Annotated in this window: 7 protein-coding genes; 4 read left to right on the top strand and 3 right to left on the bottom strand. The window is 68.1% G+C overall.

All coding sequences use genetic code 11. From position 1 onward, the window contains the following. Window positions 1-23 precede the first annotated feature (23 nt). Window positions 24-962 carry a LysR substrate-binding domain-containing protein gene (locus ABC766_RS27785; RefSeq protein ID WP_182591493.1) on the bottom strand — a complete coding sequence of 313 codons (939 nt, stop codon included), beginning with the start codon at window positions 960-962 and terminating at the stop codon, window positions 24-26. Here ABC766_RS27785 and ABC766_RS27790 point away from each other — a divergent pair. Next, window positions 948-1805 (top strand): hypothetical protein, encoded by an 858-nt coding sequence (locus ABC766_RS27790; RefSeq protein ID WP_345819990.1) that lies wholly within the window; start codon window positions 948-950, stop codon window positions 1803-1805. The two genes, ABC766_RS27785 and ABC766_RS27790, sit on opposite strands and share 15 nt — an antisense overlap. A gap of 38 nt (window positions 1806-1843) precedes the next feature. On the opposite strand, the gene ABC766_RS27795 is transcribed toward ABC766_RS27790, so the two are convergent. Then, the gene (locus tag ABC766_RS27795; protein WP_345819991.1) at window positions 1844-3487 is read right to left on the bottom strand and encodes a GMC family oxidoreductase; all 1644 of its coding nucleotides are present in this window, start codon (window positions 3485-3487) and stop codon (window positions 1844-1846) included. A gap of 198 nt (window positions 3488-3685) precedes the next feature. Here ABC766_RS27795 and ABC766_RS27800 point away from each other — a divergent pair, with 198 nt between their 5' ends. Genes ABC766_RS27800 through gluQRS form a run of 3 tightly spaced genes read left to right on the top strand, consistent with a single transcriptional unit; the run spans window position 3686 to window position 6958 of the window. After that, window positions 3686-5716: an ATP-binding protein gene (locus ABC766_RS27800; protein ID WP_345819992.1), complete on the top strand. Its 2031-nt coding sequence runs from the start codon at window positions 3686-3688 to the stop codon at window positions 5714-5716. 46 nt (window positions 5717-5762) lie between these two features. After that, a complete protein-coding gene (locus ABC766_RS27805) occupies window positions 5763-6044 on the top strand; it encodes a hypothetical protein (protein ID WP_043388232.1) in 282 nt (93 codons plus the stop codon). Next, a complete protein-coding gene (gluQRS, locus tag ABC766_RS27810; protein ID WP_345819993.1) occupies window positions 6020-6958 on the top strand; it encodes a tRNA glutamyl-Q(34) synthetase GluQRS in 939 nt (312 codons plus the stop codon). The genes ABC766_RS27805 and gluQRS overlap by 25 nt, the downstream gene beginning before the upstream one ends. A gap of 9 nt (window positions 6959-6967) precedes the next feature. Here the strand turns inward: gluQRS and ABC766_RS27815 are convergent, their stop codons facing one another. Next, a complete protein-coding gene (locus ABC766_RS27815) occupies window positions 6968-8992 on the bottom strand; it encodes a M23 family metallopeptidase (RefSeq protein WP_043757645.1) in 2025 nt (674 codons plus the stop codon). Window positions 8993-9358: the final 366 nt, after the last annotated feature.

Here is a 9358-nt window from a genome sequence, read left to right on the forward strand (position 1 = left end):
GCGCCGAGCTTTGAGCGCCGAACTCAGAGGATGCCGGGGGCGGGCGGTTCGTGGGCCAGCCGGACCAGCAGATCCCGGAGCCAGCGATGGGCCGGGTCGTGGTCGTACGAGGCGTGCCACAGCATCGACACGGCCACGTCGTCGAGGGGCACCGGCACGGGGCTGACGCTGAGCGCCAGAGCGTTCGCGAAGGAGGTGGCGAGCCGGGCGTGCATCGTGGCGATCACCGGCGCCGCCCGGACCATGAACGGGACGACGAGGAAGCGCGGGGTCGTCACCGCCAGGGTGCGCGAGCGGCCGATCAACGCGAGGGCGTCGTCGACCACTCCGTGGGCGGTCTCGCGCAGGGACGTCAGCACGTGGGGGAAGCGCAGGTAGTCGTCCAGCCCGATCGGCGGCTCCAGGCCGATCAGCGCGGCGTTGAACAGCACCACGTAGCTGTCGCGGTAGAGGAGGCGCTGCTTGTGGTGGAGCTGTCCCTCGGAGAACAGGCCGATGGCGAGATCGACCTGGTCGGCGTCGAGTTCGTCGAGGATCCGGGTCCGGTCGACCGAGCGCAGCAGGAGCCGGATGCCGGGCGCGTCCCGGCGGAGCTGCGCGATCAGCCGCGGCCCGAGCAGCGCTTCGACGCTGTCCGGCAGGCTCACCGTGAAGCTGCGCTCGACGGTGGCCGGGTCGAACCGCTCCTCCCGGTGCACCAGCGCCTGCACCTGCCGGAGGGTGGCCCGCAGCGGCTCGGCGATCTTGAGGGCGCGGGGTGTCGGCCGCATCCCGTCCGGCGCCCGGGTCAGGAGTTCGTCGTCGAACAGGCGACGCAGGCGGGCGAGGCTCGAACTCATCGCCGACTGACCGATCCCCACCCGTGCGGCCGCCCGCGTGACGCTGCGCTCGTCGAGCAGCGCATCCAGGGCGACCAGCAGGTTCAGGTCGATCCGGCTGAGATCGATATGGTCAATGGCCACGGGCAATACGGCTCGTTTGGAGACGGACGTCGTGTCTATCAGGTTGTGTGGCTCAAACGCAGAGGCCCGGTCAAACAGACCACGAGCAGACCGCGCCATCTGATTCAACTACAGTTTGGTAGTATTACTTTTCAGATTGGCGCACTTTTCTGGAACACGAATCATTTCCGATTTAATATATCAACCAGAAAGAATATTTTTATGCTTAAAATTCAGAGCCATGATCTGACAGAGAAACTTCGTCGTCTGATGACTCCGCTTTGGTGTCCGGCAGAATCTGGCGGCATCTATGTTGCTCCAACTGGCGACAATGAAGCCGAGAGATTTGAGTCATGTGAAATTCTATTTTCTTATTTTCCGGAAATTGATCGAACGAATGACGATAAGTGGTACTATCTGGCAGATAGAGTCTTTGCCATCGTCGAGTATTTCTTCAGTGCCTATCAACTAGCGCCTGGAGTTTACACAATACCCAACAACCTTCGCCTTCTCGTTGAGAACGGCGAGGCGACGCTGGATATGTCCGGTCGGTCTTTGACGACGATTCCTCTGGACAAAATCATCAATTTTACAGTCACGGCAGATCACATTATGCTTATCGGCCACATGAACACGCGCATATTAGACAACTGCGTTGAAATCATGGACTTCAAGAGGCCATACGGAGATTGTACTTATTACTTCTTAGATATGGCCGACGCCCTCAACGAACCAATTTCGGAAAATTCCGAAGGCACGATTTCTTTTTCGCCGGAAGTCCAGGAACGGTATTACCAGCTTCACACGGAAATGCTTTTTGCCATCCAGGCATTTTGGACGCACGCGACACGCTCCGAAAGGTAATCCGATCGTATATCGCCTCGCTTGAAGCCGGTCTGCTCTCACGCCGGCATCGGCTCGCGCGGCTCGGTGTAGTCGTAGAGGCGCGGCGCCGGGATCGTGTCCTTCGCGCCCATCCGCGCCACGAGATGGTCGGCAACCCGCAGGGCATTGGCGATGATCGTGAGCGTCGGGTTCACGGCGCCGATCGACGGGAAGAAGCTCGCATCCGTCACGTAGAGGTTGTCGAGCTGATGGGCCTTGCAATTCTGGTCGAGCACCGACGTCTTCGGATCCTCGCCGAACCGCAGGGTCCCCGCCTGGTGGGCCGTCCCGCCGATCGGGACGTTCTTGCCGAGATAGAGCGAGCGGTCGAACAGGTGCGGGTGGATGTCGGTGAAGCTGCAGATCTCGCGCAGCTTCTGCCGGAGCCGCTTGTGCGCCTCGACGTTCGTCTCGGTGAGGTCGAGATGGACCTTGCCGTCCTTGTAGAAGATCCGGTTCTGCGGGAGCGGCACGTCCTCCGAGGTCAGCCAGAAATCGACGGAGTGCTTGGCGATCCAGTCGAAGGGCTTGTCGGGGAACCATTGCAGGAAGCCCGGCAGGCCCTCGCCGTGAATCTGGGCCCCGTCCGATTTGCCGACCATCTGGATGTGGCCGAGGGGGAACTCCCAGCCGTCCTTCGGGTCCGGATCGCCGAAGTAGAAGTCGTTGAGGCCGAGCGTCTTCTGGAACCGGGTCGGGTTCGGGACCTTCGAAATCGCCAGCACCGTCGAGTTATTGTGGCGCATGTAGTTGCGCCCGACCTGGTCGGACCCGTTGGCGAGGCCGTTCGGGTGTCGGTCGCTGGCCGAGCGCAGCAGCAGCAGCGCCGAGGAGAGGGCGCCGCAGGCCACCACGACGAGGTCGGCCGAGGCCTCGAAGGGCGCGCCGTCGCGCGCGCCGACGACGCCCGTGACGGTGCGGCCGGAGGGGTCGGTGACGAGGCGCTCGACATAGGTGCGGGTGAGCAGCGTCAGGTTCGAGCAGTCCCGCAGGGCCGGGTCCACCACCATGGTCTGGGCATCGGACTTGCCGTTGGTGGGGCAGGGGAATCCGTCGAAGGATTCGCACTTGATGCAGGGCGAGGTCGGCACCGCGCGGCCGTCCTTCTCCACCAGCCGCACGCCCACCGGCAGGTGGAACGGGTGGTGGCCGGCCCGCTTCAGGTTGTCGAACAGCTCTTGGATCCGCGGCTCGTGCGCCACCGGCGGATGGGCGTAGGGCTTCGTCGACCAGGGCTCGGTCGGGTCCTCGCCGCGCAGCCCGTGGACGTGGAACAGCTCCTCGGCCGCCTGATAGTACGGCTCGAAGACGTCGTAGCCGACGGGCCAGGCCGGCGCGACGCCGTCCTGGTGGCGGATCTCGGAGAAGTCCTTCTCGCGGAGGCGGAAGAGGATCGATCCGTAGAACTTCGAGTTCCCGCCAACATAGTAGTGAAGGCCAGGATGGAAGCTCTTGCCGTCGGAGGAGTACCACGTCTCCTTGGCCTGGTAGTAGCCGTCGACGATCACCGCCTGACTGTCCCAGTTCCGCGGCTCCCGCAGCAGGTAGTCGCCGCGCTCGATCAGCAGGATCCGCTTGCCCGTCTGGGCGAGGCGCCACGCCATCGTGCCGCCGCCGGGACCGGACCCGACAATGATGACGTCGTAGTGCTCACCGGGCATGTCGCGTCTCCGTCCGGACCTGCGTCCTGGCAGGCAACTCGCGAGCCGCTTTTCGGATCACCTCACGGTTCCATTAAGCGCGCGCCGCGTCCCGGGCTCCGCGAAGTCTGCAACCGGCGGTTAAGCGCCTTTCCCAACGCGGCCTTCAGCTTCGGCTGCGATCCTGCGGCGGACCGGCCTGAAGCCGGGGAGGCCGGAATGATCGACATGATGGCGCCTGTCCTGGCGCTCCTGACAGCGGCCGCGCTGGGCCTCGGCCTCTGGCGCGTGCGCGGAACGCGGCGCGCCGAGCGCGAGACCGAGCGGCTGCAGGACCGCATCTGGCGGATCAGCGAGAGCGAGGACCGCTATCGCGCCCTGGTGGCCGCCACCACCGAGATCATCGTCCAGCGCGATGCCCGCGGGCGCATCACCTACGCCAACGAGGATTTCGCCCGCCTGCTCGGCCGCGAGCCGATCGCGCTGATCGGCTCTCAGGACGATCTCGAGATCCTCGACCGCAACGCCGTGGAGATCGGGCCGGACGGGGTCCGCCGCCTGGAGGCGCAGGTCCGGGCGGCGGACGGGCGGGCGCGCTGGTTCGCCTTCGTGGAGATGCCGGTGGCGCACGGCGACGCGACGCACTGGCTCCGCGCGGGCCGGGACGTCACCGCGCGGGTCGAGGCGATCCGCAGCCGCGACGCGGCCCTGGAGCGCGCCGAGGCGGCGAGCGTCGCGAAATCCCGCTTCCTGGCGACGGTGAGCCATGAGATGCGGACGCCGCTCAACGGCATCCTGGGCATGGCCGACCTCGTGCTCGGAACCGAGCTGAACCCCGAGCAGCGCACCTACGTGGAGGCGGTGCGGACCAGCGGCCAAGCGCTGCTCGGCCTGATCGACGGGGTCCTCGACTTCTCGCGGATCGAAGCCGGGCGCCTCGACCTCGCGGCCGAGCCCTTCGACCTGCCGGCCCTCTCCGAGGGCGTCGTCGAGCTGCTCGCGCCCCGCGCGCAGGACAAGGGGATCGAGATCGCCCTCGACGTGACCGAGGACTTTCCGGCCGCCGTTCTGGGCGACGCCGACCGGGTGCGGCAGATCCTGATCAATCTCGCGGGCAATGCCATCAAGTTTACCGAGCGGGGCGGCGTCGGCGTCAGCCTGAGCTTCGTGCGGACCGCAGCCGGCGGCGAGGTCGTGCTCGCCGTGGCCGATACTGGCCCGGGCATCCCGGAGGAGAGACTGCCGATCCTGTTCGAGGAATTCGAGCAGGGCGACGGCAGCGCGAGCCGCAACCATGAAGGCACCGGTCTGGGTCTCGCCATCACGCGGCGTCTGGTGACCCGCATGGGCGGCCGGATCGAGGCGGAGTCGCGCCTCGGGCGGGGTTCGACCTTCCGGGTCCTGTTGCCGCTGGCCGAGGTGGCCGGCATCGATGACGGCGGACGGGTCCCGTTGCCGCCGCTCTCCGCGCGACGCTGTCTGATCGTTGCCGACTCGCCGTTCCAGGCGCCGTACCTCGCCCGAAGCCTGTCCCGGGCCGGAGCCGCCACCGTGATCGTCGACAGCCTCGAGTCGGGCCTCGACGCCCTGTCGGGCGCCGCCTTCGACGTGGTGCTGGCCGACCGGGCGCTGGGCGACGGTGCCGTGCGGCAGATCGCCGATGCGGCGCGGGCCTGCGGGGTTCGCATGAGCCTCGTGCTCCTCTCGCCATTCGACCGGCGCGGCTTCGGGGCGCCCGGTGCGGCGGGCTTCGACGGCTACCTGATCAAACCGGTCCGCCCGCGCTCCCTGTTCGAGCGCCTGCTCGCATCGACGGGCCCGGTCGAGGCCGCAGCCGCCCCGCCCGAGGCCCCCTCGCATACCGGCAGCCACCTTCGGGTCCTGCTGGCCGAGGACAACCCGATCAACGCCCTGCTGGCGACCCGAGCGCTGGAACGCCTCGGCGCCACGGTGGTCCATGCGGCCGACGGCGTCGAGGCCCTCGAGCGGTTTGAGTCGGACGGCCCCTTCGACCTCGCGCTGATCGACGTGCGGATGCCGCGCCTCGACGGGCACGAGACCGCCCGGCGGATCCGCGCGGCCGAATCGGGCTGCGCGCACCGGCTCCATCTCGTCGCACTGACCGCCAATGCGGGCCGCGAGGACGAGATCGCCGCCCGGGCGGCCGGCTTCGACGGGTTCCTGGCCAAACCGCTCAATCTGAAGCTGCTCCCCCCGTTGCTGGAGCGCCAATCCGCGCGCGCGGCCTGAGGGCGCGCGTTGACAGGCGGGCGAGTCCCGCGCCAACAGGACGCCCATGTCGACAACCAGCCCTCTGCCGCCCGCACCGCGCTCGTCGAGCGGCGCGCTTGCCGCCTGGGGCATCGCGGTCCTCGTGATCGCCACCGTGCTCATCGGCGCCCTGGCGCCCGCCCGTCACCCAGCACCGCTGCGGTCGGCGGCCGAGGATCCGGCCTGCCTGGAATGGAGCGACGGCTGCAAGGTTTGTCAGCGGCTCGCAGACGGCCCGGCCTGCTCGCTCCCCGGCTTCGCCTGCCAGCCCGGCGCGCTGCAATGCCTCCGCCGCCGCGAGGGCTGACGCCGCACCCGCGCAGACCGGCCGATCCGGGCGCCTCGGCGGAGCCGCTCAGAAGCACCGGAGCGCCGGTCCTGCGTTTCGCGCCGAGCCCGAATGGACGCCTGCACCTCGGCCACGCCTACTCGGCGCTTCTCAACGCGCAGTTCGCCACCCGGCTGGGCGGCCTCTGCCGCCTGCGGATCGAGGACATCGATCCCGCGCGCTCGAAGCCGGACTTCATCGACGGGATCGTCTCGGACCTCGCCTGGCTCGGGCTGAGCTATCCCGAGCCGGTGCGGCGTCAGTCCCGGTATATGGCTGCCTACCGGACGGCCCTCGACGGGCTCATCGGCCGCGGGCTCGCCTATCCCTGCTTCTGCTCGCGCGGGCAGATCCGGGCGCGGACCGCGTCTGCGGGCGAGGCCCCCTGCGATCCGGATGGCGTGCCGCTGTATCCCGGCACCTGCCGGCACGCGTCCGCCGTCTCCGTGGCGGACCGTCTCGCTAGGGGCGATCCGCATACCTGGCGTCTCGACATGGCGGCCGCCCTGCGCGGCGCCGGCTCGACGCACGGCTACATTGCCTTCGACGAGGCGGGCGAACGCTGGATCGCGGCCGATCCGGGGCGTTGGGGCGATACGGTGATCGCGCGCCGCGACGTGCCGACAAGCTACCATCTCGCGGTGGTGCACGACGATGCCGCCGAGGGGATCACCCATGTGGTTCGCGGCCGCGACCTGGAGGCCGCCACCGACCTGCACGTGCTCCTGCAAGCGCTGCTCGGCCTGCCGACGCCGCGCTACCACCACCACCCGCTGCTGCACGACGCTGAGGGCGAGAAGCTGTCCAAGTCGCGCGGCTCGCAATCCCTCGCCGACCTTCGGCAAGCCGGCCAGACCCCCGGGGACATCCGCGCCCGGCTCGGCTTCGCCTGAGCGATCGCCTCAGCGCACCGCCGCATCGCGCTGGGCGATGGCGGTGGCGCTCTTCGACTTCTGCATGGTGGCGTCGATCTGCTCCCGCTGACGCTTGAACTCGGCGAGCAGGCGCCCGTCGAGCTCCCGGCCGCGCGGGACACGGATCTTCATCGGATCGACGAAGTGGCCGTTGATGATCACCTCGTAGTGAAGATGGGCGCCGGTCGACAGGCCGGTCGAGCCGACATAGCCCACGACCTGCCCTTGCCGGACCTTGACGCCCTCCCGGATGCCGCGGCCGAACCGTGACATGTGGTTGTAGGTCGTCACGTAGCCGTTGACATGCTGGATCTCGACCCGGTTGCCGTAGCCCGAGGTCATCTCGGAGCGGATCACCACGCCGTTGCCGGCTGCCATGATCGGGGTGCCGATCGGATTGGACCAGTCGACGCCGGTGTGAAGCTTGGCATAACCCAGGACCGGATGGCGCCGGTAGCCGAAGCCGGAGCGCATGATCCCGTCGGCGATGGGCTTGCGCAGCAGGAATTTCTTCAGCGAGCGGCCCTGCTCGTCGAGATAGTCGATCGTCCCGTCATCCGGCGATTGGAAGCGATAGACCTTGCGGGTCTCGCCACCGAGCGTCAGCGCCGCGTACAGAAGATCCGGACGGTCGGCGCTGGCATCGTCGTCGGTGCTGTAGAACACGTCGAGCCCGTCGCCGCTGCTGATGCGGCGCTGGAAGTCCAGGTCGTAGCTGAACACCCGGACGATATCCTCGACGGCGGCCCGCGGCAGGTCGTGGCGCGCGGCCGTCTCGTAGAGGCTCTGATACAGCCGCGGCCCCGAGCCGGAATCCGCGTCCTCGTCTTCGCCGGGCTCAGCCTGAGCCTGCGGCTTGGGGGAGGGGGATTCCTCGGAGGGCGGCGCCACCGAGACGAAGGCGCCGCGATCGTTCAGGGCGGCGATGCCCTCGATGCCGTTCTCGCCGTAGAGCACGACGCGGGTCACCTGGCGCGGGTCGCCGGGATGTGGGCCCGGCGCGATCTGCACGCGCATCGGCTGGCCCTCGTTGAGGGCGGCCGTGCGGGCCTTGCCGCCGAGCGCCGCGACGATGCCGCGGATCGCGTCGTCGCTGGCGAAGCCGATGGCCTTGAGGGTCGACTCCAGGGTCTCGCCGCGCTTCAGCGCGAGGTCGCGCTCTTCGACGAGGGGCGCTTCATTGGGCTTGAGCTCGACCTTGGCGACCTTCGTGACGTTCTCGGGAACGACCAGCACCTCGATCGCCTTGAACGGGTTGGCATCCTTCGGCGCCGTGCCGTCACCGTCCCCCGTCGCGCCCTGCTGAAGCGTGCGCGACAGCATGATCTGCGGGGCGATCGGGATCGCGGCACGACGGCCCGCCTCGGCGGCGATGCGGCGCTCCTCCTCCACCTGCGCGGTGACGTCGTCGTCGGTGAGTGCGGGTGCGTTGGGGTCGACGGCGGCCTCAGCCAGATCGCGCTTCACCACGGTGACCTCGGCGCCGGGGGCATCGGCAGAGGCTTCGGGGGCACGCTCCAACGGTTCGTCGGATACGAACTTCATCGGATCGAAGCGGGGGGGCTCGCTCGCGTAAACGCCCGTCGTCATCGACAGGGGTGTGGTGAGCCGTACGAACGCCTTGGCCTTGATGATCTCGCGATCCCCGAGGCGGACCGTGACCGGCGCCCGGAAGCTCTGCTTGGCCGACGCGATCATCAGGTTGCGGATCAGTCGGTCACCCTTCCGGGCGATATTGGCGCCGCTTTCGCTCGGCTGCGGTCGCGGCAAGACCGTCGCCTTCTCGGGAATGGCCGCGAAGGACACGTCCCCCTGAAGGGAAACATGGAGAGCCGCCGCGATCAGGCCGGCCCCGGTCAGGCCGGTGAGGCTGCTGGCGCAGAGCCATCGCAGGTTGACGGCGCGACGGTCGATCTGGGTCGCCGTTGCGCCGAGATGATCGAGGGGCGCCTGAACTCCTCGCGCCGGGGAGAGGGCGGCCACGTCGCCGATCTTGAGTCGCTCGCGCTTCACTCGAAGGCCCTGAAAACACAACGGCGAACGGGCGTCCTCGCAGGACTCGAGGCGCTGAAGCCGAATCTGATGATGCCGGAAGCGGCATCTGTCCCTATGAACTCATCTCACGGCCCAGCGTGTCGAGATTGAGGCGCCTTGACCCCTGGCCGTTGGAGGACGCCGACATGTTGGCCAAGGCCGGCGAGAACGGGAAGACGCGGCGGTTCGGAACGGAATCGCGAAACGCCGGTTGACGGGTCGAACTCGAGGGCCTATACCCCGGCTCATCGGCGCCGGCCGCGGAAGTGGACCGGGCGCTGAGGCATCTTCTGACAAGCGGCGGGATTGGCCGGCGGGTTTAGCCGGGCGGTCTTCTGTTTTCTG

This window comes from Methylobacterium fujisawaense (genome assembly GCF_039619325.1).
GTDB lineage: Bacteria > Pseudomonadota > Alphaproteobacteria > Rhizobiales > Beijerinckiaceae > Methylobacterium > Methylobacterium fujisawaense.